At 72.6% G+C, this 25,405-nt stretch carries 19 protein-coding genes; 10 read left to right on the top strand and 9 right to left on the bottom strand.

Annotated features, from left to right (window positions below; all coding sequences use genetic code 11):
• Positions 1–9 precede the first annotated feature (9 nt).
• The 7 genes from SJY14_RS03990 to SJY14_RS03960 all read right to left on the bottom strand — a co-directional run bounded on the left by SJY14_RS03990 (position 10) and on the right by SJY14_RS03960 (position 7,986).
• Complete coding sequence (locus SJY14_RS03990) at positions 10–1,128, bottom strand: acyltransferase family protein (RefSeq protein WP_396599845.1); 1,119 nt, start codon at positions 1,126–1,128, stop codon at positions 10–12.
• A gap of 192 nt (positions 1,129–1,320) precedes the next feature.
• Positions 1,321–2,394 (bottom strand): hypothetical protein, encoded by a 1,074-nt coding sequence (locus tag SJY14_RS03985; protein ID WP_396599844.1) that lies wholly within the window; start codon positions 2,392–2,394, stop codon positions 1,321–1,323.
• A 176-nt stretch (positions 2,395–2,570) separates the two neighbouring features.
• Positions 2,571–2,975 (bottom strand): DUF4190 domain-containing protein, encoded by a 405-nt coding sequence (locus tag SJY14_RS03980; RefSeq protein ID WP_071256260.1) that lies wholly within the window; start codon positions 2,973–2,975, stop codon positions 2,571–2,573.
• A 119-nt stretch (positions 2,976–3,094) separates the two neighbouring features.
• Positions 3,095–4,192, bottom strand: a complete 1,098-nt coding sequence (gene tsaD / locus SJY14_RS03975) for a tRNA (adenosine(37)-N6)-threonylcarbamoyltransferase complex transferase subunit TsaD (protein WP_396599843.1) — start codon at positions 4,190–4,192, stop codon at positions 3,095–3,097.
• Positions 4,189–4,728: a ribosomal protein S18-alanine N-acetyltransferase gene (gene rimI, locus SJY14_RS03970; RefSeq protein WP_396599842.1), complete on the bottom strand. Its 540-nt coding sequence runs from the start codon at positions 4,726–4,728 to the stop codon at positions 4,189–4,191. Before rimI ends, tsaD begins: the two co-directional genes overlap by 4 nt.
• Complete coding sequence (gene tsaB / locus SJY14_RS03965) at positions 4,725–5,399, bottom strand: tRNA (adenosine(37)-N6)-threonylcarbamoyltransferase complex dimerization subunit type 1 TsaB (protein ID WP_071256254.1); 675 nt, start codon at positions 5,397–5,399, stop codon at positions 4,725–4,727. The genes rimI and tsaB overlap by 4 nt, the downstream gene beginning before the upstream one ends.
• 88 nt (positions 5,400–5,487) lie before the next feature.
• Complete coding sequence (locus SJY14_RS03960; RefSeq protein WP_396599841.1) at positions 5,488–7,986, bottom strand: right-handed parallel beta-helix repeat-containing protein; 2,499 nt, start codon at positions 7,984–7,986, stop codon at positions 5,488–5,490.
• 252 nt (positions 7,987–8,238) lie between these two features.
• Here SJY14_RS03960 and SJY14_RS03955 point away from each other — a divergent pair, with 252 nt between their 5' ends.
• On the top strand, positions 8,239–9,588 hold the full coding sequence (locus tag SJY14_RS03955) for a hypothetical protein (RefSeq protein ID WP_396599840.1): 1,350 nt from the start codon (positions 8,239–8,241) through the stop codon (positions 9,586–9,588).
• Here the strand turns inward: SJY14_RS03955 and SJY14_RS03950 are convergent.
• Positions 9,536–11,098, bottom strand: coding sequence for a glycosyltransferase family 39 protein (locus SJY14_RS03950; protein ID WP_396599839.1), 1,563 nt, complete (start codon positions 11,096–11,098; stop codon positions 9,536–9,538). The two genes, SJY14_RS03955 and SJY14_RS03950, sit on opposite strands and share 53 nt — an antisense overlap.
• Before the next feature lie 165 nt (positions 11,099–11,263).
• Between SJY14_RS03950 and SJY14_RS03945 the strand changes: the two genes are divergently transcribed.
• From SJY14_RS03945 to SJY14_RS03935, 3 genes are all read left to right on the top strand, one after another.
• Positions 11,264–11,914, top strand: coding sequence for a hypothetical protein (locus SJY14_RS03945; RefSeq protein ID WP_071256250.1), 651 nt, complete (start codon positions 11,264–11,266; stop codon positions 11,912–11,914).
• A gap of 171 nt (positions 11,915–12,085) precedes the next feature.
• Positions 12,086–16,750, top strand: a complete 4,665-nt coding sequence (locus SJY14_RS03940) for a PKD domain-containing protein (RefSeq protein WP_396599838.1) — start codon at positions 12,086–12,088, stop codon at positions 16,748–16,750.
• Positions 16,747–17,811, top strand: a complete 1,065-nt coding sequence (locus tag SJY14_RS03935; RefSeq protein WP_396599837.1) for a glycosyltransferase — start codon at positions 16,747–16,749, stop codon at positions 17,809–17,811. The genes SJY14_RS03940 and SJY14_RS03935 overlap by 4 nt, the downstream gene beginning before the upstream one ends.
• Positions 17,812–17,813: 2 nt before the next feature.
• Here the strand turns inward: SJY14_RS03935 and SJY14_RS03930 are convergent, their stop codons facing one another.
• Entirely contained in the window at positions 17,814–18,815 is a 1,002-nt protein-coding gene (locus tag SJY14_RS03930) for a glycosyltransferase family 2 protein (RefSeq protein ID WP_396599836.1), read from the bottom strand.
• Between the two features lie 76 nt (positions 18,816–18,891).
• On the opposite strand from SJY14_RS03930, the gene SJY14_RS03925 reads away from it, so the two are divergent.
• From SJY14_RS03925 to SJY14_RS03900, 6 genes are all read left to right on the top strand, one after another.
• A complete protein-coding gene (locus SJY14_RS03925) occupies positions 18,892–19,839 on the top strand; it encodes a glycosyltransferase family 2 protein (RefSeq protein ID WP_396599835.1) in 948 nt (315 codons plus the stop codon).
• Positions 19,836–20,867: an acyltransferase family protein gene (locus tag SJY14_RS03920; protein WP_396599834.1), complete on the top strand. Its 1,032-nt coding sequence runs from the start codon at positions 19,836–19,838 to the stop codon at positions 20,865–20,867. The genes SJY14_RS03925 and SJY14_RS03920 overlap by 4 nt, the downstream gene beginning before the upstream one ends.
• A complete protein-coding gene (locus tag SJY14_RS03915) occupies positions 20,864–21,955 on the top strand; it encodes an acyltransferase family protein (RefSeq protein WP_396599833.1) in 1,092 nt (363 codons plus the stop codon). Before SJY14_RS03920 ends, SJY14_RS03915 begins: the two co-directional genes overlap by 4 nt.
• Before the next feature lie 89 nt (positions 21,956–22,044).
• Positions 22,045–23,277 (top strand): ATP-binding protein, encoded by a 1,233-nt coding sequence (locus SJY14_RS03910; RefSeq protein ID WP_396599832.1) that lies wholly within the window; start codon positions 22,045–22,047, stop codon positions 23,275–23,277.
• A gap of 115 nt (positions 23,278–23,392) precedes the next feature.
• Entirely contained in the window at positions 23,393–24,661 is a 1,269-nt protein-coding gene (locus tag SJY14_RS03905; RefSeq protein ID WP_396599831.1) for a sensor histidine kinase, read from the top strand.
• On the top strand, positions 24,658–25,362 hold the full coding sequence (locus SJY14_RS03900) for a response regulator (RefSeq protein ID WP_396599830.1): 705 nt from the start codon (positions 24,658–24,660) through the stop codon (positions 25,360–25,362). The genes SJY14_RS03905 and SJY14_RS03900 overlap by 4 nt, the downstream gene beginning before the upstream one ends.
• Positions 25,363–25,405 lie beyond the last annotated feature (43 nt).

The raw sequence follows: 25,405 nt of genomic DNA, 5'->3' as shown, positions 1-25,405 counted from the left end.
TGACTGCGGTCAGGCGACCGTCGCGACGGGATCGGTGGGGCCGACGGCCGGTCGGCGTCTCTTGAACTTCATCGTCGGCCGTTCGACGAGGTGCCAGCTGAGGGTGGCCACGGCGAAGGTGGCCGCCAGCGACACCAGGGCGAAGAGCGGAACGCCCCATGCCGCCGCCCCCGCCGTCGCGAGCAGCTGCTGGAGCGGGAAACCGTAGATGTAGGTGCCGTACGAGATGTCTGTGCGGATCGACGCCCTCGGGTGTGTGACGAGCGCGCCGACGCCGAGCGCGAGGTATGCGAGCGGGAGCGCGGCCACCAGGCCGTAGTCGGGCAGGGCCGACGAGGCCAGCACGATCACGGCGGCCAGGACGAGCAGCCAGGGCCGGACCGGGATGCTGTTCCGCCAGCGGTAGACCAGGGCCCCCGCGACGAAGACGATGCCGAAGCGCGACCCGTTGGTCAGGTACCAGTTGTGGATGCCGCCGTACGTGCTCGCCGCCACGCCCACGGTGCAGAGGACGTAGGCGGCGGGAAGGGCCCAGCGCGAGCGCAGGAGGCCGACGACACCGAGCAGGAGGACGCCGAGGTAGCAGGCGAACTCCCAGCCGAGGGTCCAGAGGGAACCGTTCCAGGCCCCTTCGACCGGCGTGCCGAGGGGCGTGCCCGCGATGTCGTACTGCCACACGCGCAGGAGGCCGTTGCGGACGACGTACGAGACGGCGTCGCCCACGAAACCGTCCGGCGCGGGGACACCGCGGATGAGCAGCGACACCGGGGCGAAGACGGCGGCGGTGAGCACGAGACACACCCAGAACGCCGGGAAGATCCGGAGCACACGCGCACGCAGGAATGCGACGACCTGCGGAGTCCTCGACCACGACATGACGATGAGGTAGCCCGAGATCGCGAAGAACACGTCGACCGGCAGGCGCGACGCGAGCTGCCGAGCGGGCTCGAAACCGATGTCGTGGCCGGTGAGGGGGACGGAGTGCCAGATGACGACCGCGGATGCCATGACGAGGCGGATCAGGTTGTACGCGTTGCGCCGCGGATCGAGGACGTTCCCGAGGACGTCGGCCCGGTTCCGGGCCTGGGCAGGGTCGACGGCGGCGTGGTCGCGGGCAGGCGCGGACATCGGTCCTCCGTGTCGCATTCGGGTGCCGGGGAACGGTTCGGGTGGTGGCAGGCCACGATAGCTCGTCCCGACCCCGGGGCACCTCGCCCGTGCCGGCTTTCCGCCCCCGGGTTCACCCGCAGAGGAGGGGCGACAGGGCGAGGGGCGGCTGCCTCAGGGCGAGGCAGCCGCCCCTCGTCCGGTCGAGAGGGGTCAGTACCCGCCGTAGTAGTCGGAACTCGACGAGAAGCCGGCGATGAAGAGACCGAAGGCCACCCAGCCGATCACGATCAGGACGACGCCGGCGTAGCCCACGATCAGTCCGGTGAGCCAGAACCCGCGGGCGTGACGCTCACGCGACATGCCCAGGTGACCGAGCACGACGCCCGCGATGGACGCCACGATCGAGAGCCCGAAGGTGAAGGGTGCCAGCACGAGACCGGCGATCGAGCCGATCATCGAGAGCAGGCTGAGCAGTCGAGGGGGCTGAGCGGCACCCGCCGAGGCGTACGGCGGGTAGGGCGAGCCGTAGGGCTGCTGACCGTACTGTGCGCCCGGCTGGCCCTGTTGGCCGTACTGCGCGCCCGGCTGGCCCTGTTGGCCGTACTGCGCGCCCGGCTGGCCCTGTTGGCCGTACTGCGCGCCCGGCTGGCCCTGTTGGCCGTACTGCGCACCCGGCTGGCCCTGCTGGGCGAACGCCTGCTGACCGTACGGCGCACCGGACTGACCGGAGGGCTGCTGACCCTGGGACTGCTGGCCGTAGCCCGACTGCTGCCCGTAGCCAGGCTGCTGGCCCTGCGGCTGGCCGTAGCCCGACTGCGGGCCCTGCGGCGGCTGGCCGTAGGCCGACTGCTGGCCGTACCCGGACTGCTGACCGTAGCCCTGCTGCCCGTACCCTGCCGGCGGCTGCGCACCCGGCTGGCCGTAGGGCGGCCGGGGCGGCTGGGGCGCACCCGGCGGGACCTGCCCCGGGCGGGACTGCGGCGCCGGAGCCCCCTGGGGTGCGCCGTAGGGCGCCGACCCCGTCGGAGGCACCCCGGCCCCGCCGTACGGCGACGACGCGGGCGGCTGCGAGGCGTACGGGGACGACGCGGGCGGCTGCGTGGCGGGCGGCTGGGACGCGGCCCCCGGGAAGACGGTCGGCGGCAGCGGCGGCGAGGCGGTGGCCGCACCGCCCCCCTCGGACGGGCGCGTGGGAGGCGCGGTGGGTGCCGCGGGCGGCGTCGGCGCCGAGGGCGCGGTCGGCGCCGAGGACGGCTTCTCGGGGGTGGTGTCGTCGGTGGCCATCAGCTGCCTTTCGCGAGCGGTGCGTCGGTCGTGCCGCCGGAACGGCCGGTCACGCCTGTGACGGTCGCGTCCCGGGACACGAAAGGGCCCGCACCACGCGGTGCGGACCCCGTCATGCTAGCGAGGGTCGTGATGAGCGGCCCCTGGGAGGCGACGCCCGACGACGCGAGGACGACCTACGAGTTGTAGCTGCCGTCGTAGAGGTCGGGGTTGCTGGCGATGGCGCCGAACACGACCACGAGCAGGATGATGCCGATGATCGTCAGAGCGACGACGACGTAGCCGAGGATGAGACCCGTCAGGGCCATCCCGCGGCCCTCTTCGCCCCGCTTCTTGATCTGGCTCAACGCCATGTGGCCGGTGACGATGGCACCGAGGGCCGTGATCGAGGTCAGGAAGCCGGCGATGCCGAGGATCATCGAGACGAGGGCGAGGGTGTTGCGCTGACCGGGGCGAGCGCCGTTCTGCCCCTGGTAGGCCGGCTGACCACCGGAGGGCTGCCCCGGGTAAGCCGGCTGTTGGCCCTGGTACGGGTTCTGCGACGAGGGCTGGCCGTGGGGGGAGGGGTTCTGGTCGGTCATCGGGAGACGTCCTTCTGGTGAGGTTCGGCCGGTGACGGCCGCGGTCGGTCGAGCGCCCATGCTATCGGCGACGGTCGGCCTGCGGCCGAGGACGGGCCTCCTAGGCATCGCCTCGGGGTTCAGACCGCCTGGACCGTCGTCACGGGCAACGTCGAGTCGGCCCCGAAGTCGAGCGGCGACGGTGCCCGGCCCCGCGACACGAGTTCGGCGCCGAGCGCCGCGATCATGGCGCCGTTGTCGGTGCACAGCGAGAGGGGCGGCACGCGCAGCTCGACCCCGGCCGCCGCGCACCGTTCGGCCGCGAGCTCGCGCACGCGGGCGTTGGCGACGACTCCCCCGCCGAGCAGCAGGCGGGGCACGCCCCGGTCGGCGCAGGCCGCGAGCGCCTTGGTGAGCAGGACGTCGGCGACGGCCTCGCGGAAGCTGGCGGCGACGTCCGCGACCGGCACCGCGCCTCCTTCGCTGCGACGCTGTTCGACCCACCGGGCGACGGCCGTCTTGAGGCCCGAGAACGAGAAGTCGTACCGGTGCTTCGCCAGGTCTTTCGGCAGGGTCAGCCCCCGCGGGAAGCGGACGGCCCTGGGGTCGCCGCGTTCGGCGACGCGGTCGATCTGCGGCCCGCCGGGGTAGGGCAGGCCGAGCAGGCGGGCGACCTTGTCGAAGGCCTCGCCCGCGGCGTCGTCGATGGTCTCGCCGAGCAGTTCGACGTCGTCGACGAGGTCGCGCACGTGCAGCAGCGAGGTGTGGCCGCCCGAGACGAGCAGCGCGATGGTCGGCAGCTCGAGTTCGCTGCCGTCCTCGCGCAGCACATCGGCTCCGACGTGGCCGACGAGGTGGTTCACGGCGTAGAGGGGCTTGCCCGTCGCCAGGGCGAGGGCCTTGGCCGCGCCGACGCCGACCATGAGCGCCCCGGCGAGCCCGGGCCCGCTCGTCACGGCGATCGCGTCAAGTTCGGCCGTCGTGACGCCGGCCTCGGCGAGCGCCGCGGCGAGGGCGGGTTCGAGTGCCTCGAGGTGGGCGCGCGCGGCGACCTCGGGCACGACGCCGCCGTAGCGGGCGTGTTCGTCCATCGAGGACGAGATGACGTTCGCGAGCAGGGTGCGGCCGCGCACGATGCCGATGCCGGTCTCGTCGCAGCTGGTCTCGATGCCGAGCACGAGGGGCTCGCGGACGACCGGCTCGGCGACGGCGGACGAGGAGGCGCGGGTGACGGTCACGGGCGGACGTCCTGTTCGTCGAGGGGCGCGTCGCCGAAAGGCTCGACGGGGCCCGGTGTGGTCTCGGTGGCGGCCGGCGGGACGCTCAGTCGCATGACGACCGCGTCGACCCCGTCGGGCATGTAGTAGCGCGTGCGGACGGCGATCTGCTCGAAGCCGAGCGTCTCGTAGAGGTGCTGCGCCCCGGGGTTGTCGGCTCGCACCTCGAGGAACACCTCGCGCACCCCGCCCTGACGGGCCTCGGTGAGCAGCTGGGTCAGCATCGCCCGACCGAGCCCCTGACCCTGGTGCTCGGCGAGCACGGCGATGGTCTGGATGTCGGCCTCGGGGGCCCCCTTCAGTGCCAGCATGCCCGCGTAACCGATGACGGTGGTGTCGTCCTCCTCAGCCGTGGCGACCAGGTACCGACCGCCGGGGGCGGTGAGCTCGTGCGTCATGCTCGCCCGCGACCAGGCGTCGGTCGCGAAGGTCGAGGTCTCGATGGCCATGATGCCGTCGAGGTCGTCGAGGGTGGCCGTCCGCAGCAGGACGCTCATCGTGTGACCGGCTTGGGACCGGCCGACGGGGTGACGTCGGGCTCGCGCAAGTACAACGGCTCGGCGTCGGCGAACGCGCGACCGTGCTCGAAGAGCCGCTCGGCCAGCATGCCCAGGGCGGCCGCCGAGACCGTCGTCGCGTCGGGGTCGGTGCGCGGCCAGGACGAGGAGGCGCCGGTCGCCTCGTCGAGGTCGGCCGGCCTCACGAGGGCGGGGCCGGCCACGAGCACGGGCAGGCCGTCGTCGTCGAGCCCCGACCACGAGCTGTACGCCACCTCGCGGCGGCGGGCGTCGGTGACGACGACGAGCGGCGCGTCGACGGGCCCGCCGGCGGTGCCGACGGAGCGGCCGGCCACCGCCGAGAGCCGCTCGAACGCGACGGCGTCGTGGCTGCCGACCGACAGGCACGGCACGCCGGCGCCGAAGGCGAAGGCGCGGGCGGCGGCGATGCCGACGCGCAGGCCCGTGAAGGGGCCGGGGCCGCGACCGGCGACCACGGCCGAGAGCTCGGCCGGGGCGACGCCGGCCTCGCGCAGGGCGTCGTCGATCAGGCGGCCGATCACCTCGGCGTGACGCCGGGTGTCGGCGACCGTGTGCTCGGCGAGGACGCCGCCGTCACGGTCGACGACGGCGACGGACGAACCGGCTGAGGTGTCGATGGCCAGGATCACGGGGTCAATCGTAGGCGGTGTCGGGAAGCCGACCCGCGCCTCCTGACGGGTGACGGAGCCCGGCCGGGGCCGGGCTCCGTCGGGTCGGTCAGAAGGCGCCGATGCGTCGCGCCGTCCCGGGCTGGCCGAGGAGCGCGGCGATGTCGGACGGCAGGGCCGACACGATGCCGAGCGACGAGGTCAGCAGGCTCGTCATGCCGCCGAGGTCGAGCACCTGCTGGGTCTCGACGTTGCGCCAGGACGAGTTCTTGGCCGACAGGGCGACCGCGGTGTCGAACCGGGTGACGGTCTTGTTGTCGCCGCCGCCCCAGCCGACCAGCGTGGCCTGGGCCGCGGTCCGGCGCTGGTTGAAGGCGTTTCCCGAGACGGTGATGCCCATCGAGTCGGCCGACCGGTTCGTCTTGCTGTCGAGCACGAACACCTGGTACCGACCACCGCTGCCGAAGGCGTTGTTGGCGATGGTGATCTTGCCGGTCACCCACGTCATGGTGGGGTCGGGGATCGGGCGGCGGCGGTCCTGGCCGGTCGGGGCGGTCGCCTGACGGCGCTCGTCCTGCGTGACCTTGATGCCGAACTCGCTGAAGCCGCCGATCGAGTTGTTGTAGACCCGGACGTCGTCGGTGTCCATGATCTGCAGCCCGGCCTTGCCACCGGTGATGACGTTGTCCGCCACGACGGCCTTGCTCGAGAGCTCGAGCTGGATGCCCGTCCACTCGTTGCCGTCGACCGTGTTGCCGGTGACCTTGCTGTCGTACACCGATTCGTCGAGCCACAGGCCCGAGCTGTAGTTGCGGCTGATGTCGTTGTTGGTGACCGTCACGCCACGGGACCGGGTGATCTTGACGCCGCCCGACACGGGCGCCTCCTTGAAGCGCTGCCAGTTGTTCTGGCGCACGACCGAATCGGTCAGTTCGAGGTCGTAGGAGGCGTTGGTGCCGACGCCGAGCAGGCCGCTGCGCTCGACCGTCAGGTGACGCAGACGCCCACCGTTGTTCTCGAGGTTGATGCCGATCATCGCGTTGTCCTGGACGACCAGGTTCTCGGCGGTGCCACCGGTGTTGCCGAAGCGGATCGCGCCCTTGTCCGCGTTGGGGGTCGCGTACCGGCGGATGCCGAGACCACGCACCGTCGAGTCGGGCGACTGCACCCAGATCGCCTGCTGCTTGTTGCTGATCCGGAGTTCGTGACCGGCGGGGTCGCTGCCGATCAGCACCCGCCCGCCGGCGGGGTCGGGCGCGAAGGTTCCGGGAGCGAGCTGCGAGGGAGCCACCTGGGTCAGCTGGACGCCGTCGAGGAAGACCTGGTCGGGTCGGGCCGCGTAGGGGAACGAGGGCGAGACGAAGCGGGGGTTGTCGACCGAGCCACCGATGTCGGCGGACGGGAAGAACGACCACGGCGTGCTCCAGCCCGAGCCCGACCGCTGCCACGTCGAGACCGGCACGGAACCGTCGAGCCACACGGCCTCCCGGGGGAAGGACTGGATCGTCAGCTTCTTCTGGAACGGGACGACGACGCCCTCGTTGTAGGAGCCGGCTCGCAGCACGACCGTCCCCCCCGAGGGAGCCTTCGCGATCGCGGCCGCGAGGGTGCGGAGCGGGGCCGCCTGCGTGCCCGCCGCCGAGTCGTTGCCACTCGGCGAGACGACGACCGCGCCCGCCGGGACCGCGTAGGACGCGCCACCGACCGGGAGCGAGCCCTGCGAGACCGCGGGGACCGGGGCCGGCGTCGTGGGCGCCGGAGTGGTGGGGGCCGGGACCGGGGCCGGCGTCGTGGGCGCCGGGACCGGTGCGGGCACCGGGACGGGCTCGGGGGCCGGGACGGCCGTCTGGGGCGAGCTCGTGACGACGAGGTCGTCGAAGCTGGTCTCGACGGGGGCCTTGTTGCCGGTGCTCGCGTACTGCCAGATGCCGACGGCGCCGGGAGCCGCCACCCGGTCGGCGGCCGAGTCGCTCACCGACACCTGCCACGCGGGCTCGGCCGATCCGCGGACCCAGGCCTTGCCCTGGACGGACACGGTGGTCGTGCCCACCGCCCGGAAGGCGACGGCCACGGTGGACCCGGTCGTCACGGTCGAGGGCAGGTCCGCGCGACCGAGCGCGGTCTCCTTCCCCTTCCAGACCTTGGTCACCACGAGCACGGCCTTGCCCGAGGCCGCCAGCTCGAGGCGGCCGCGATAGGCGGACCCGTCGGCCTGCCGCCGCAGCTCCCAGCCCTGGTAGAGGGAGGCCGCCGTCTTGGGCAGGGCGATGTGCTCGCGGACCTCGACGTCCTGCACGGACACCGACTTGAGGGTCGCGGTGGCCGAGGCGCCCGGCGCGAGGCCGGAGATGGTGGAGACGCCCCGGGCCACGGAGAAGGCCGCGGTCGGGCTCGACCATGTCGTCCACGTCCCACCGGCGTCGGCCGGACCCCAACCCCCGCTGATGGTGCGGCCGGCGGCGTCGGAGGCGACGGTCGTCGGAGCCGAGGAGGCGCTGGTCGCGGGCACGAGGACGGCCGCGAGACAGGCGACCGCGGTCACCAGGGCGCCGGCGACGGCGCGTGAGCGGGTGGGCGGGTCGAGCCGGGGCGTGGTGGCGCTGGACATCGGCGCTCCTTTCGTCGTGGTGGAGTACTGATGATCGCGTCGCGACACCCCCAGGACGGGGGCTTGCGGAAGTCGGATCGGAGGAGGCGGATCGGACCCGCTCCGAGGACAAGACGAGATCTTGTTACATTCAGGCGCAGTCCGCAACCCTCCGTCAGCCCCCGTCGTGGTGGCTCCCCCTCGGGTGGCAACCGTCCGAGGGGCACCCGGACTGGTGCCGTCGACGGATGCGGGGTCGCCTAGAGTTCACGCATGACGCAGCCGCGACTCGACCCGAGCGTCCGGACGACCACCCCGTCCTGGACCCCGTCCCTCGTGGCGTCCGAGTCCCGCACCTGGGTGCGCGTCCTGGCCGCGGCGGCTCTCGTGGTCCTCGGGATGCGCTATCCCCTTCCCCAGGGCGTCCAGCTCGGCTTCGTCGTCGCGGTGGCGCTGCTGCCCGTCTGGTGGGGTGCCGTGCGCCGCCGCCGGTGGGGGGTCTCGTTCATGGCGGTCGGCGCGCTCGCCGCCGTCGCCGGCGTGTGGCTCGGCATCGCCAACGCCGTCGACCACGAGGTCGACCGCGCGTCGGCCGTCCCCATGACGGTCCTGCTAGTCGGCGCCCTGCTGGGCATCGGGTTGTTCCTCTGGGCCAGCGACGTCCTGGGGCCGCAGTGGGCCACCCTCTTCTTCGGCGTGGGCCTGGCGCTCCAACTCACGCCGACCACGGCACTCTTCGCCAGCAACCCCTGGAAGTTCGGCTTCGCCCTGCCCGCGACGGTCATCATCCTGGCGCTGGCCGCCCGACTGGGCCGTCGGTGGGAGCTCACCGCGCTGCTCGTGCTCACCGTCGTCGCGGCGCTCAACGACTTCCGCTCGGCCTTCGGGCTGCTGCTGCTCGCGGCGATCCTCGTCTTCGCCCAGATGGCGATCGTCCGTCCGCACCGTCGGCCGTCGGCGCCCGCGGTGCTGGTCGGTCTCGCCGCCCTGGGGTTCGCCGTCTTCCAGCTCGGCCAAGCACTCATCCTGGACGGCTACCTCGGCCAGGCCGCCCAGTCCCGCAGCGTCGAGCAGCTGCGCGTGTCGGGGTCGCTGATCCTGGGCGGACGGCCCGAACTCGCCGCGACCCTCGCGCTGATGCGCGACCACACCTGGGGCTTCGGCGCCGGCGCCGTCCCGACGCCCGAGGACATCCGCGTCGCGAAAGAGGGGATGAGCAGCATCGGCTACCAGCCGAACAACGGCTACGTCGAGCGGTTCATGTTCGGCGGCAACTTCGAGCTGCACTCGATCGTGGGCAACCTGTGGTCGCAGTCCGGCGTCGCGGGCCTCGTCCTCGTCGCGTTCATGCTCGTCGTGCTGGCCGTCGGCATGGCCCGGCGCATCGCCGAGGGGACGGCCAGCGGCATCATGCTCTACGCCTCGGTCCAGAGCATCTGGAACGTGTTCTTCTCGCCGTTCTACGGTGCCCTGACCACCCTGATCCTCGCCGTCGGCCTCGCGTTCCTGCCGCTGGCCCGCCGACGGACGGACGACGATCCGGGGATGCCGTCCGAGGTCCCCGACGACGTCAGGGCCGCGCCCACTCCTCGACCGCAGTCATCCCGCCCGACCACCGGCTGACCCGGACGAACCCCTCCCTGGCCAGGACCTCGTCGTCCTCGAGCCCCGTCGGCGGGTCGTCGGGCTCGACGACCCAGAGCCGGTCGACCTCGGTCAGGCGGGACCGGTCGGAGCCGAGCGGCCACGAGGTGCCCCTCAGGCTGTCCTCGTCGAGTGCGTCGGACCGCCTCGTCACGTCGACGAGCCCCTCGAAGGCCTCGGGGTAGGTGACCTCGACGTTGTCGGTCGTCCGCCGGACGACCGTCGCCGTCCCGTCGTCGAGGGGAGCGAAGTAGACCCCGTCTCCCGGTGCCGATCCGCGGTCGACCACCGCCGAGGCCTCGGCCCAGTCCGTCCCGCTCTTGCCCGTCACCTGTCGCTGCGAGGCGTAGACGGGGACGCAGAGCAGCACGACCGCGACGACCGCGACCACCCGCGCCGCCCGGCGACGCAGCGCGAGAACGCCCAGCCCGACGAGCGCGGCGCAGACGGGGGCGGCGAAGGTGAAGTAGCGCGGGTTGTAGAGCGGGCTGACGGTGAGGCTGTAGGCCACGACGACGACCGTCGGAACGACGAGGACGGGCACGAGCGCGAACAGGGCCCGGCGCCCGTCACGTCGGCGACCGGCCACCACCGCGAGCACGATCAGGGCCCACCCGACCAGGGCGAGCCCCAGCGAGGCGAGCGCCCAGGGTTCGGTCGGCGACGCGGTCGACGTCACCCGCGTCGGCGTCCCCCCGAGGAACCACTGGTTCACGACCACCCCCCGTGCGATCTGGACCAGGCCCAGCCGGTTGTCGCCCAGCTGCCCCTGTTGCCCCGCCGCGAGCAGCACCACCGGCGACGCCGCGAGGCCCCCTCCCGCCGCCGCGACGAGCCAGGCGAGACGACGACGGATCGTGACGTCCCGGGCGACGACGACCGTGACGGCGTGCGCGACCGCGAGCAGGGCGACGTAGATGTTGAGGGCCGTCCCGATCCCGAGGAGAGCGGCGTACCCGACCCAACGACCCGCGCCTCCTCGGCGGAGGGCGACGACGAGGAGGACGGTCGCCCACACGGCGAAGGCCGCGCTCGGCCCGAACGACCGTGCCTCGATGCCCATCCAGGTGATGCGCGGCAGGACGATCGCCACGACCGCCCCCACCACGGCCGCGTCCGGGCGGCCGAGGACCACGAGCAGACGGTGCACGCCCACGACCGAGACGCCGACGGCGATCGCGCTCGGCAGCCGGAGGGCGAACGGCGAGATGCCCGCGACGCTCGTCCAGAGGTGCATCACGAGGTAGTAGGCGGCGTGCACCGCGTCGATGCGCTGCACCAGGGCCCAGAGCTCGGGCAGCGACCGGGTGGCGGCCGAGACCGTGGCGGCCTCGTCGGTCCAGAGCGACACGGTCGACGAGCCGACCAGGGCCACGGCCGTGCCGACCAGACCGAGCGCGAGCGGGACGCCGATCGAGGAGGCGCGGGGGCGTCGCGAGGACGCCGGCGACCCGGTCGGGCGGGTCGTCGTCGGGGTGGTGGTCGTCATGGCCGTCCTCACGCGTGGCCGACCGCGAGCCGTCGCCTCGGGCGAGGGAGAGGGCGACCGGACCGACGGGTCGGGTGCGGGTGGCCCGGAGTGCTGGCATGCTAGCAGCGGCCCTGGACCCCGCCGGCGTCCGGCGGGACGGGCCCACCCGAACGAGGAGCCGCCATGTCGTCGGACGACCAGACGCCCACCGAGCCGACCACCCCCCGATCCCGCCGACGCCTCGTCGTCGTCGCCGGCGCCGTCGTGGTCCTGCTCGCGCTGCTCGTCGCCTTCGTCATCGTGCCCGCCGTCTCGGGCGGAGGCGACGAGCCGGGCGCCGCCGGGACGACGTCGGGGTCGCCCTCGGCCGCCGCGCCCTCGGAAGGCGGCACGACGGCTCCGACCGACACCGCGCCTCCTGCGGCGGGCCCCGACACACCCGAGTCACCACCCGTCGGCCTCGACGAGTCGCCCTCCGTCGTGGACGGGGTGACGGTCCGGGTGAAAAGCCTCGACGGCGTCGACGGAGAGGCCACGTTGCCCGGAGAGGTGTCGGGCCCCGCGGTCCGCGCCGAGCTGGAGGTGTACAACGCGTCGACGGCCCCCGTCGACCTGTCGACCGTCGTCGTCAACCTGGCCTACGGCACCGGACGGACACCGGCCAACACGTTCTCGACCGGGACTTCTTCGTTCCCGGCCTCGGTCGCGGCCGGCGCCACCGCCACGGGCGTCTTCGTGTTCGCCGTGCCCGCCGACGCGCAGGACGACCTGCGGCTGACCTTCGACTACGCCGTCGACGTGCCCGTCGTCGTCTTCGAGGGATCGACCTCGTAGAACCCCTGTACCCACAACGGGGGCCATTGTCCCCCCTTGGGGGGACCTTATAGTCGTCAAGCCATCGGTACCCGAATGCCGATGTCGCCTACCCGACCCGAATGAGGCCTCCCCATGGGAAGATCTGTCTCGTCGCGCCTTCGCCTGCCCGCGATAGTCGCTGCGTCTGCTGTGCTCCTGTCCGTCCTGGTCGGAGTGCAGCCCGCTGCGGCCGACTCCGCCCCCGCCGACCCGACGTCGCCGTCGACCCCGGCGACCGTCACGGCCGACGCGCTGCCGGCACCCCAGATCGACGGCTCGGTCTTCTCTCAGGTCATCGTGGGCAACACCGTCTACGCCGCCGGCAAGTTCACGAAGGCGCGCCCGGCGGGTTCCCCCGCGGGCGTCAACGAGGTGCCGCGCAGCTACCTCCTCGCCTACGACATCACGACCGGTGCGCTCTCGACGACCTTCGCGCCCGTCATCGACCAGCAGGTGAAGGCGATCGCGGCCTCTCCGGACGGCAAGCGCATCTACATCGGCGGCGCGTTCACCAAGGTCAACGGTGCCAACAAGTACCGACTGGCCGCCCTCGACCCGACCACGGGTGCCGTCATCAGCGGCTGGAACCCGGGCACGAACGCGTCGGTCAACGCCATCGCCGCCGTGGGTCCGAACGTCTACTTCGCCGGAGCGTTCTCGAGCGTGGGCAAGGACACCCGAGTGAAGGCCGCGGCGGTCACCGCCTCGAACGGCACCAACCTGCCCTGGGCTCCCCAGATCGCGAACGGCGACGTGCTCGGCCTCGTGACCAGCCCCGACGGGTCGAAGATCGTCCTGGGCGGTTCGTTCGGATCGGTCAACGGGTCGGCCCAGCCGGGCTACGGCCTCGCCATGGTCGACTCGTCGACCGGAGCCAACCTGCCCCTGCAGGCCAACGACGTCATCCGCAACGGTGGTGGCCAGGCCGCGATCTACAGCCTGAGCGCGACCGCCAACGGGTTCTACGGTTCGGGCTACACCTTCGGCGGCGGCGGTCGACTCGAGGGCGCCTTCAAGGCCAACTGGAACGGCGACCTGTCCTGGGTCGAGGACTGCCACGGCGACACCTACTCGGTGGCCGCCAACAGCACCGCCGTCTTCGTCGCCGGCCACCCGCACTACTGCGGCAACATCGGCGGCCAGCCGCAGACCGATCCCTGGACCTTCCAGCGCGCGATGGCCTTCAGCGACTCCGCGACCGGCACGGTCGGCAACGACCCCTACGGCTACTACAACTTCGCCGGCACCCCGGCCCCGAGCATCCTCAACTGGTTCCCCGACTTCGCCACGGGCACCTACACCGGCCTGAGCCAGGGCCCGTGGAGCGTCGCCGCGAACGACAAGTACGTCGTGTACGGCGGTGAGTTCCCCTCCGTCAACGGCAAGGCGCAGAACGGCCTCGTGCGCTTCGCGGTGTCGAGCATCGCACCGAACAAGATGGGCCCCGAGGCGTCGGGTGCGCTCTTCACCCCGAACCTCGTCTCGCTGTCGTCCGGAACCGTCCGCGTCAGCTGGCAGTCCAACTGGGACAAGGACAACGCGAACCTGACGTACGCGGTGTACCGCGACGGCGACCTCACGAACCCGGTCTACACGACCACCTCGGCCTCGACCTTCTGGAAGCGCCCCGCCCTCGGCTTCGTCGACAAGGACCTCGCCCCCGGCAGCACCCACGGCTACCGCATCCGCGCCACCGATCCCCTGGGCAACACCGTCCTCGGCGACGGCGTGAACGTCACGGTGACCGCCGACAAGGTCTCTCCCTACGCCAAGCAGGTCGCCGCGGACGGCGCCACGTCGCTCTGGCGCCTCGGCGAGAAGAGCGGCTCGACCGTCTACGACTGGGTCGGCTACGACGACCAGCAGGCGCAGGGCGGCGTGACCCGTGGCGCCACCGGTCAGACCACGTCCGACCAGGACGGCGCGAGCACCTTCTCGGGCACGGACACCGGTCTCTCGTCGACGGCGTCGGCGATCACCGGCCCGCAGACCTTCACGGTCGAGGCCTGGTTCCGCACGACGTCGACCACCGGCGGCAAGATCGTCGGCTTCGGCAGCAACCGCACCGGCAACTCGAACTCGTACGACCGGCACCTCTACATGGACCCCCGGGGCCGTGTCTCGTTCGGCGTGTACCCGAACGCCAGCCGCATCATCACGAGCCCGACCGCCCTGAACGACGGCCAGTGGCACCAGGTGGTCGGCACGTTGAGCTCGACCGGTCAGTCGTTCTACGTCGACGGCAAGAAGATCGCGACCGACGCCGGGACGACCAGCGCCCAGGACTACACGGGCTACTGGCGCATCGGTGGCGACAACAACTGGGACGGTGCTCCGTACTTCCAGGGCGACATCGACGACGTGTCGGTGTACCCGAAGGCCCTGAGCCCCCAGCAGGTCGACGGCCAGTGGGTCGCCTCGGGACGCACGAGCAAGCTGCCGACGTCGCCCACGGATGCCTACGGCGCCCGGGTGTTCCAGGACGACCCCGAGGCGTACTTCCGTCTCGACGGCGACTCGTCCGGCATCGCAACCGACTCCTCTCCGGTCGGCACGAACGGCGTCTCCACCGGCGGGCTGACGACCGGTGGTCCGTCGGCCGTCGGCGGCACCGGCCGGTCGGCGACGTTCAACGGGCAGGACGCCGGGGTGGCCACCACCACCTCGTACGACACCCCGAACAACTACACGCTCGAGACCTGGTTCAACACGACGACGACCTCGGGTGGCAAGCTGATCGGGTTCGGAAACCAGCAGACCGGCTACAGCGGCAACTACGACCGTCACGTCTACATGGAGCAGGACGGGCGCCTGCAGTTCGGCAACTGGACCGGCCGGATGAACCTCGCGAGCAGCACGGCGAGCTACAACGACGGTCGCTGGCACCACGTGGTCGCCACGCAGGGGTCCGAGGGCATGAAGCTCTACGTGGACGGCGCCCAGGTCGGGTCGAACCCGACCACCGCGTCGGACGGCTACCGCGGGTACTGGCGCCTCGGCGGCGACAGCTCGTGGAACTCGGGCTCGGGATACTGGGCCGGCAGCCTCGACGAGGCCGCGGTCTACGCACGCCCCCTCGACGCCACGACGGTCGCGCAGCACTACGCGCTCGGCGCGAACAAGCCGAACGCGGCTCCCGTGGCCACCTTCTCGTCGGCACCCACCGGCCTCGGAGTCGCCTTCGACGGCAGCACCTCGGCCGACGGCGACGGCTCGGTCGCCTCGTACGCCTGGGACTTCGGCGACGGAAGCGCCGCGGCGTCGGGGGTCAAGCCCTCGCACACCTACGCGGCGGGCGGCACGTACACGGTCACGCTGACCGTGACCGACGACCGAGGAGCCGTCGGCACCTCGACCGCGACCGTGACGGTGACGGCGCCCCGCGTGAACGCGGCGCCCACCGCCTCCTTCACCTCGACAGTGGACCACCTCGTCGTCGCCGTCGACGGAACGGCCTCGTCCGACGCCGACGCCGACGGTGGCATCGCGTCGTACCGCTGGGACTTCGGTGACGGCACGGCCGCAGCCACCGGCTCGACCACCGGCCACACCTACGCCGCGGCCGGCACCTACACCGTGACCCTCACGGTGACCGACGGCGAGGGTGCCACCGGCACCTCCACCGGCACGGTCACCGTCGCCCCGGCCCCGCCGGCGAACGTCGCCCCCACGGCGTCGTTCACGAGCACCGCGACGGGTCTGGCGGTGTCGACCGACGCGTCGGCCTCGACCGACCCCGACGGGACCGTGGCCGGCTACGCCTGGACCTTCGGAGACGGCGGCACGGCCACCGGGAGGACCGCCTCGCACACGTATGCCGCTGCCGGCACGTTCACCGTGACCTTGACGGTGACCGACGACAAGGGAGCCACCGGCACCTCCTCGGGCACCGTGACGGTCGCGCCGATCCCCAACGCGGCCCCCACGGCATCGTTCACGACGGCGACCGACAAGCTTTCGGTCTCCGCCGACGGACGCGCCTCGAGCGACTCGGACGGCACCGTCTCCGCCTACGCCTGGGACTTCGGCGACGGCGGCACGGCGACCGGCAGCACGGCGAAGCACGACTTCGCCACCGGCGGCACGTACACCGTGACCCTCGTCGTGACCGACGACAAGGGGGCCACGGGCACCCGCACCTCCACGGTGACGGTCACCGCGCCTCCGGTGGTCACGGCGGTCGCGCAGGACGGCTTCGGCCGCTCGGCGACGAACGGTTGGGGCTCGGCCGACGTCGGCGGCGCCTGGACGCGCACGGGCCAGGCCTCGCAGTACTCGGTCGCGAACGGCGTCGGCACCCAGTTCCTGGGCGCCGCCGGCTGGAACACCTCGATGGCCCTGACCGGTGTCAGCTCGATCGACAACGATCTGCGGACGAGCGTCAGCCTCGACAAGGCGGCGACGGGCGGCGGCACCTACGTGTACGTCACCGGTCGCAAGGTCGCCGCGAACACCGAGTACCGGGCGGCGCTGCGGTACCGACCGGACGGCTCGGTCGTGGTCGCGCTCACGGCCTTCAAGGGGTCGACCTCGGGCACCGCCCTCGTGTCGGAGACCCTCGTGCCAGGGAAGGTCGCCCCCGGGGCGAAGATCAACGTGCGCCTCGAGGTCAGCGGTTCGGGCACGACGACGATCCGCGCCAAGGTCTGGGCGGACGGCGCCACCGAGCCGACGGCGTGGACCGTGTCGGCCACCGACACGTACGCAGGGCTGCAGGCTCCCGGCTGGGTCGCCCTCGGCGCCTACGCCTCGGGCAGCACCACCAACGCCCCGCAGACGGTCTCGTTCGACGACCTGAGCGTCTTCAAGCCGTGACCGGCGTCGTCCCGGGGCACCCGAGCAGGCTCGTCGTCCAGCAGTCGTTCCCCCGACCGCGACCGACGACGAACCCCTACCTCGTGATGCTCCGGGACGCCGTCGGCGCGGTGCCCGGGGTCGAGGTGCGCACCTTCGACTGGAAGGGCGCGCTGCTCGGCCGTTACGACGTGTTCCACGTGCACTGGCCCGAGATCCTCGTCTCGGGGCAGAGCCCGCTCAAGGCGCTCGTGCGTCAGGCGTTGACCGTCGCCCTGGTGACGAAGCTGCGACTGACGCGCACCCCGATCGTCCGCACCGAGCACAACCTCGAGCTGCCGAGCGGCATCTCCCGCCGCGAGCGCGTCCTGCTGCGCTGGATCGAGCGACGCACCACGCTCTGGGTGCGGCTGAACGACGAGACGCCCGAGCACCCCGACGCCCTGGGCGCGCTCATCCCCCACGGCCACTACGTCGACTGGTTCGCCCGCTGGCCGTGGCCGTCCCGCGAGGCCGGCCGGGTGTCGTACTTCGGCTTCATCCGTCGCTACAAAGGGGTCGACGGCCTCGTCCGGGCCTTCCGTGGCGTGCGTGGCGACGACCGTCGACTGCACGCCGCCGGCAAGCCCTCGACGCCCGAGCTGGCCCACGGCCTCGAGCAGCTCGCGGCCGACGATCCCCGGGTCAGCCTCGACCTGCGGTTCCTCGACGACGAAGCCCTCATCGACGTGGTGCGCCGGGCCGAGCTCGTCGTGCTCCCCTACCGCGAGATGCACAACTCGGGCGGTGTGCTGACGGCCCTGTCGCTCGGCCGGCCCGTGCTCGTGCCCGCCAACGAGGTCAACGCCCGCCTGGCCGACGAGGTCGGTGCCGACTGGGTCCGGCAGTACGCCGACGACCTCGGTCCCGACGACGTCGAGCACGCGCTCGACGCGGCCTCGCAGCTCGACGACGACGCCCGCCCCGACCTGTCGGCCCGCGACTGGGACCGTGCCGGCGAGGCGCACGTCGCGGCGTACCGTCGTGCGATCGCGGCCGTCCGCGGTCGAGGCGTCGTCGACGGACGTCGGGTCCGCCCGTGAGGTCAGCCGTCGACGCGGCCGTACTCCCGGTACCCCGCGCCCCACGCGCCCGCCACCATGCCGGCGCCCCGGGCCATCGTGCGGATGCCGCGAGCGCGTTGCCCCAGCGACCGTCGCCCGAGAGGGCGGGACACCGTGCCGAGCGCGTACCGGCCCAGCCCGCCGACGACGCGCACGCCGCCCTTGGCCGACAGCCGGAGGCGCGTGCCGAGTCGCGAGGCCCCTCGCGCGGACAGCATCACCGAGGTGAGGCTCCAGCCGTTGCCGCTGCTGTAGGCGCGTTGCACGACCCAGCGCCGCGTGACCCGGTGAGCGGGGACGACGTCCGTGACGACCGCCTCGGCGCACCACAGGATCGCGCCGCCACCCGCGACCAGGCTCCGCGTGAAGAGGGTGTCCTCGCCGCCGAGCTGACCGAGCGCGACGTCGAACGTCAACCCCTGGCGGCGCACCTCGGCGAGGTCGAGCAACAGGTTGTTGGTCGCGGCGACGTCGACGGACGTGCCGGTCGCGAGTCGGCGGCGCACGAAGAAGCGTCCCTCGACGATGAACGGCTCGGGCTCGACCTCGTACTCGCTGCGCACGGGGCCGACGACGGCCGCGGCGCCGGTCTCGGCCTGCAGGGCGACCAGCGCGTGCAGCCACTGCTCGGACGGCCGCTCGTCGTCGTCGATGAAGACCAGCAGGTCGCAGTCGCCGCTCTCGGAGAGCGCCCGGTTGCGGGCCGAGGCGATGCCCGGGGTCGCCTCCACGACGTAGTCCACCGTCACGGGCTCGGCATCGTCACCCGGGCCGGCCGCGGCGAGCGCGACCGCCTCGACACGCTCGCGCCCCGACCCGCTCGCGTCGTTGTCGACCACGAGCACGCGCGCCTCGACGCCGAGTCCGCGCACGCCGCGGGCCTGCTCGACGAGCAGCGGCAGCACCGCGTCGAGATCACGCGGCCGGCGGAAGGTCAGCACGGCGATCGTCAGGAGGCGCGGGGCGGTCGGGTCGGTCGTCACGGCCCCCAGCATGTCAGGTCGGTGACCGGCGTCGGGTCGCCCACCGCGCCTCCTGCGGGTGGACGGGGGACGAACCGTGGGTGAGTCGCTCGCCGGCCTCTCGGTGGTCGTCGTCAACTACGGCTCGACCGACCTGCTGCGGCAGAACCTCGCACCCGTCTCGCGGGTGACCGAGGGCCTCGTCGTGGTCGTCGTCGACAACTGGTCCGGTGCGGCGGAGCGTGCCCGGGTCACCGAACTGGCCGCGGCCGAGGGCTGGCACCTCGTGGCACCCGCCGGCAACGAGGGCTTCGGCACCGGGGTCAACCTCGGCGTCGCCCGGGCCCGCGAGGCCGGGGCGCGCCACCACGTGCTGCTCAACCCGGACGCCGTCGCGGACGCGCGGGCCCTCGCCGCCCTGCACCGCGCCTCCTCGTCCGAACCACTGACGATGAGCGCGCCGACCGTGTTGCGCCCCGACGGCAGCGTCTGGTCGGCCGGCAGCGACCTGTACCTGGACGACGGGCGCATCCGGTCGCGACGGCGACGGCTGCCCGGCGCCCGCGTCGAGGAGTGGCTGAGCGGCGCCTGCCTCGTGCTGAGCGACGAGCTGTGGCAGCGTTGCGGCGGCTTCGACGACGACTACTTCCTGTACTGGGAGGACGTCGACCTGTCGCGCCGCGTCGTCGGTTCAGGAGGCGCGCTGCGGCTGCTCGACGACGTCACCGTCGTCCACGCCGAGGGCGGCACGCAGACCGCCGGCGGGGCGGACCGGTCGGGGCAGGCGAAGTCGGCCGGGTACTACCGCCACAACATCCGCAACCGTCTGCTGTTCGCAGCGAAGCACCTCGGGGACGACGACCTGCGCCGGTGGCGACGCCTGACCCCGCGCATCGCGTGGGAGGTGCTGCTGCAGGGCGGGCGGCGGCAGTTCGTGCGGTCGCCGGGCACGCTGCTCGTGGGGCTGCGGGCCGTGCTCGAGGGGCGTCGCATCGTGGCGGCCGAGCTGCGGCGCCGTGCCGCGGCGCCGGGAGCCCCGTCGTGACGGCGGCCGCGGGCACCACGCAGGCGCCGCCGAGGCCCGGTCGACTGCACTGGGTCGACGTGACGAGGGGGCTCGCCGTCCTGCTCGTCGTCTTCTACCACGTCGTGATCGCGCTGAAGGTGGACTCCGTGGCCGCGCCCGCGTGGGCCGTCGTGCTGAACGACGCCCTGGCACCCTTCCGCATCCCGACGCTCATGTTCTGCTCGGGCCTGTTGTTGGCCCGCTCGCTCGAGAAGCCGCCGAGGCCGTACCTGGTCGGCAAGCTGAGGCACATCGGCTGGCCCTGGCTGGTGTGGACGACCGTGATCGTGGTGTTCCTGTGGGCGGGCAGTTCGGTGGCCGGTGACGGCAACTACGGCCCCGGTCGGCTCGTCGAGCTGGTGCTCTCCCCCACGACCTACACCTGGTACCTCGCGTACCTGTTGGCGTTCTACGTCGTCGCCCTCGTCGTCCCGGCGGCGGTGCGCTCGGCTGCGGTGCCCGTGCTGCTCGTCGTGAGCGTGCTCGTCCACGACGGCGACGGCTGGACCCGGGTGACCTTCCTGCTGGCGTTCTTCTTCCTGGGCGACGCGGCGGCGCGCCACCGGGACGCCTTCGAAGCCCTCGCCCGGCGTCGCGTCGTCGTCGCGCTCGGGGCCGTCGCGGCGCTCGGCACGGCCGTCGCGTCGACGCAGCTGCCGGGACTCCGCTACGACCTCGTCGCCGCGATCGGCGTGGTGGGACTCGTCCTCGTGGCCGTCCCCCTCGGCAGCCGTCTCGCGTCGACCCCGGTGGGCAGGGGGTTGAGCGCCATGGGCCGCGACTCGATCGTGTACTACACGACCCACTGGATCGTCGTCACCCTCGGCGTGCACGTCCTCGGTGCGCTCGGACTGCACCAGGGCACCCTCATGATCGTCCTCTTGCTGGTCGCCGGCCTGGCCGCCCCGTGGGTGATGGTGCGACTCTCGCGCCGGTCGCGACTCGTCGCCGGACTGTACGCCTGGCCGGCACGACGACAGACCCCCTCCTCGAAAGCACGGCCATGACCGCCACCCCCCTCCCCGCCGTCCCGGTGCACCGTCGCATCCAGGGACTCGATCTGCTCCGCGGCGCGGCCATCCTGCTCGTGCTGCTGAGGCACTCGTGGCCCGACCTGTTCGGCGGGGCGGGCATCGTCGGCGTCGTCGTGTTCTTCACGCTCAGCGGTTACCTCATCACCGGCCTGCTCGCCGACGACGTGCGGCGGTTCGGTCGCATCCGCTACGGGCGGTTCTACCGCAACCGGTTCTTCCGGTTGATCCCGGCCCTTCTGTTCGTCCTCGTCGGTCTCGTGGTGATGGAGGGGCTGCTCGACGTCTCGGACACCCGTCGCTTCGTGCCCCGCACGATCGGCGTCGCCCTGACCTACACGATGAACATCCCGCTGTTCAACCACGGCAGCCCGAACTTCAGCCACCTGTGGACCCTCGCCAACGAGGAGCAGTTCTACCTGGTCTGGCCGCTGATCGTGTTCGTCGGCGTCCGCTACCGCAAGCTGCGCCTCCTCGTCGCGGTCACCGCCGTCGTCCTCGTCGTGCTGCTGGTCGCCACGGTGGCGTGGCACCGGGACGACATCGGGACGATCTACAACTACCCGACGACGTGGACGATCTCGATGGTCGTCGGCGCCGCGGCGAAGCTCGGCGAGCCACGCCTCGACGCCCTGATCGGTGGGCGACGAGCCGCTCCGGCCGCTCTCGTGGGCGCGATCGCGCTGGTCGCGATGTCGCTCGTGCCGGACGCGAAGGACCATCTCGTCACGTACCTCCTGGGCGGTGCCGCCATCGGCGTGAGCACCGTCCTGGTGGTGTGGAAGCTGAAGGGGTGGGTGGTCGTGCCCCGCGGGCTCGGGCCGCTGGTCGCACTCGGCACGATCTCTTACGCGGTCTACCTCTGGAACTACCCGATCAGCTGGTGGCTCCGCGACGGCGGAGCCCCGGAGGTGCCCTTCACGACGGTCGTCCTGTCGATCGCGGCCGGCGTCGTCAGCTGGGTCGTCGTCGAGCGCCCCGTGGCCGGGCTCAAGGCGCGGCTCGAGACGCGTGCGACCGACGGGACGAGGCGACCCGAGCCCGTTCCGACCGCCCGGAGCTGATCCGCTCACCTGCGGTCGGCGCTCCCTCTGCGCAGAGGCCGGTGATAAATTTACCAACCGTCGACATGAGGTCTGATAAATTTATCGCCATGCGATCTCCCCTCACGAACCCGTTCCAGGCAGGCTCCGACGTCGTGCCCGACGTGTGGGCCGGTCGAACCGAGCAGTTGAGCGACTGGCACCAGATCCTGCGCCCCCGTCGGCACGCCGGCCTGTACGAGACAGGACGGACGATCCTCGGCGAACCGGGCACCGGCAAGTCGAGCCTCGTCCGCCGCATCGCCCGCGACGCCGCGGAGGCCGGCGACTGGGTCACGCCGCAGCTGCGCATGCCCACCGGGGCCGATCCCCTCAAGATCATCGCCTCCGCCGTCCTGCGACTGGCCGACCGCGCCGGGCTCCGCACCTCGACCCGCAGGGGCGTCCTCGACCTGCTCGCCAGGGTCGAGCAGGTGGCCGTGACCGGCTTCTCGGTGACGACCCGCGGCGCCGACGGCCCCGAGCCCTTCACGGCCCTCTTCGAACTCCTCGTCGAACTGGGTCAGGCGGCGATCGAGCAGGACGCCGTCGTGATGATCCACGTCGACGAGGTGCAGAACATCGGCGACGAGGCCGCCCTCTCACAGCTCCTCATCGCCCTCGGCGACGCCCTGTCGCACGAGGTCGAGGTCACCGTGCCCGGCGGAGGCACGGTGTCCCGCCACCTGCCCGTCGCCGTCTACCTCACGGGCCTGCCCGACTTCGAGGACATGGCGGGTGCTCGGAAAGGGGCGACCTTCGCCCGACGGTTCCGCACCGTCACACTCGGCCCCCTCGACGAGGGCGACATCCTCGAGGCACTCCAGCCCTTCGTGATCGCGGGGTGGGAGACCGCCGGCGACCACGGCGCCGTCGAGACCGTCCGCATGGACCCTGCGGCGGCGAAGGCGATCGCGGCCCTCAGTTGCGGAGAGCCCTTCCTGTTCCAGCTCGCCGGCCAGCGGGCGTGGAACGTCGCGACGGCACCCGTCGTCTCCGAGGAGGACGTCGTGGCCGGCTGGCGCGGAGCCGAGAGCGAGGCGTCGGCCCACGTCGAGCGCATCCTGAACCGCCTCCCCCCGCGCGAACACGAGTTCTTGAGGGCGATGGCGTCGCTGCCCCCCGCAGAACGCACCCTGAACGCGATCGCCGAGGCGATGGGCCTGGCCTCGGGCACCCAGCTCGGGCCCACCTCGCAACGGCTCGACACGGTGCGTGGCGTGGTCAGCCGGGGCAAGCCGTACGCGTTCCGCAACCGTGCCGTCGAGGCCTACCTGACGACGGACTGGCCCCGAGCGGGCTGAGTTCGAGCGGGCTGAGTTCGAGCGGGAGCCGCCGCTCCTCGCGCAGGGCGGTGCGTCCCGCGATCTCCGACCATCGGTCGATCCCCGCCCGCCGGACGCTTCCTAAGCTCGACCCATGAGCACAGCCACCGTACGGCCAGAGACCGCGACGCCCGCGACCGACGACGGCGACGGGGCGGTGGGTGACCCGAGGCCGTCCCGGGCCCGTCGGCTCTGGGCGGGGTCGTGGCGCCTCGGCGTCGCCCTGATGACCGGGCTGGTGGCCTTCGCCGTGGTCTGGCCGTCGACCGACATGAGCGGCTGGAGCGACGCCCGGGTCGGGGCCAGCATCGTCGGTGACGTGCTCGCCGGTTCGGCCGCCCTCGTCCTCGTCCCGTTCCGCCACCGGGCACCGTTCGCCGTCACCCTCGTCGTCGTCGGTCTGGCTTCGTTCTCGACCCTCGCGGTCGGAGCCGCCGCCCTGGCCGTCGTGTCACTGGCCACGCGCCGACGCCCCGGCGAGATCGTGGCCACCGGAGCCGTGTTCGTCGCGGCCACGGTGGTCGCGGAACTCGTCGTGTTCCGCTCGACCGACGACGGAACCTCCGTCGGGTGGACGGCCGTCGTCCTCGGTGCCATCGTCCTCGCCTACGCGCTTCTCGCGCTAGTCGGCGTGGTGATCGGATCGCGACGCGCCCTCGTCTCCTCGTTGCGCGAGCGGGCGCGCCTCGTGGAGCGCGACCAGGCGCTGCGCGAGGAGCGGGCCCGCGACGGAGAACGGGCCCACCTGGCCCGCGAGATGCACGACGTCCTCGGGCACCGGCTCTCCCTCGTCGCCCTGCACGCCGGGGCGCTCGAGTACCGGGGCCGCGACCTCGACCCCGACGAGACCGTCGCCGCCGCGGCCGTCGTCCGGGCCGAGGCCCACTCGGCGCTCTCCGACCTGCGGGACGTGCTGGGGGTGCTGCGCGACCCGGAGGCGGGCGGGGCCTCCGAGGTCACCGTCACCGCGCCTCCTCAACCCACGCTGCTCGAGCTCGACGCCCTCGTCGACGAGGCGCGTGAGGCGGGGTCGTCGGTCACGTCCTCGATCGACGACTCCGAGCGTCTGGCCGAGGTGCCGACCACCGTCGGTCGACACGCCTACCGCATCGTCCAGGAGGCCCTGACGAACGCCCGGCGGCACGCTGCCGGACAGCCGATCCGGGTGTCGGTCGCGGTCGCCACGACGGACGTCGTCCGCATCCGCGTCACGAACCCCGCACCCGACGTCACGACCGAGAACCGCACGGGCCACGGCCTGGCCGGGCTGGCCGAGCGCGTGCGCCTGGTGGACGGCCACTTCCGGGCGGGCCCCGACGGGGACGGCTTCGTCGTCGAGGCCGACCTGCCGTGGACGCGATGACCGGCCAGCGTCCGGTCCGGGTCGTGGTCGTCGACGACGACGCCCTGGTGCGGTCGGGACTCCGCCTCATCCTGGGCGGGCACGTCGACGTCGAACTCGTGGGCGAGGCCGCGGACGGACTCGACGCCGCCGACGTCATCGCCCGCACGGCACCGGACGTCGTGTTGATGGACATCCGCATGCCCCGCTGCGACGGGCTCGAGGCGACCGAGCGCGAGCTGGCCCGACGACCCGACCTGCGGGTGATCGTGCTGACGACCTTCGAGGCCGACGACCTCGTGCTGGAGGCCCTGCACCGCGGGGCACGCGGATTCCTCGTGAAGGACACCCCGCCGGGTGAGCTCGTCGACGCCGTACTCGCCGTCGCCCGGGGACGCTCGATCCTGTCGCCGACCGTGCTCGACCGCGTGATCGCCGCCGCCACCCGGGCCACCGGCCCGGACGAGTCCGGCTCGGCCGCCGATGCCCGGGCCCGACTGGCCCTCCTGACCGACCGCGAGAGAGAGGTGGCCGTCGCGGTGGCCGAGGGGGCGTCGAACGCCGAGATCGCCGCCGATCTCTTCGTCAGCGTCGCCACCGTCAAGACCCACGTCGGCCACGCCTACGACAAGCTCGCCGTCGGCAACCGGGTCCAGCTGGCGCTCGTCGTCCGAGCGGCCGGCCCCGACAGCACACGGCCCGTGGCGACGACGACCGACTAGCGGAGCCCGGGCACGCCGCCGAGCAGAGCCGGACCCGAAGCCC

It is taken from the genome of Frigoribacterium sp. R86507 (assembly GCF_044597695.1).
Classification (GTDB): domain Bacteria; phylum Actinomycetota; class Actinomycetes; order Actinomycetales; family Microbacteriaceae; genus Frigoribacterium.
This window is presented reverse-complemented; position numbering and strand designations above follow the sequence as displayed.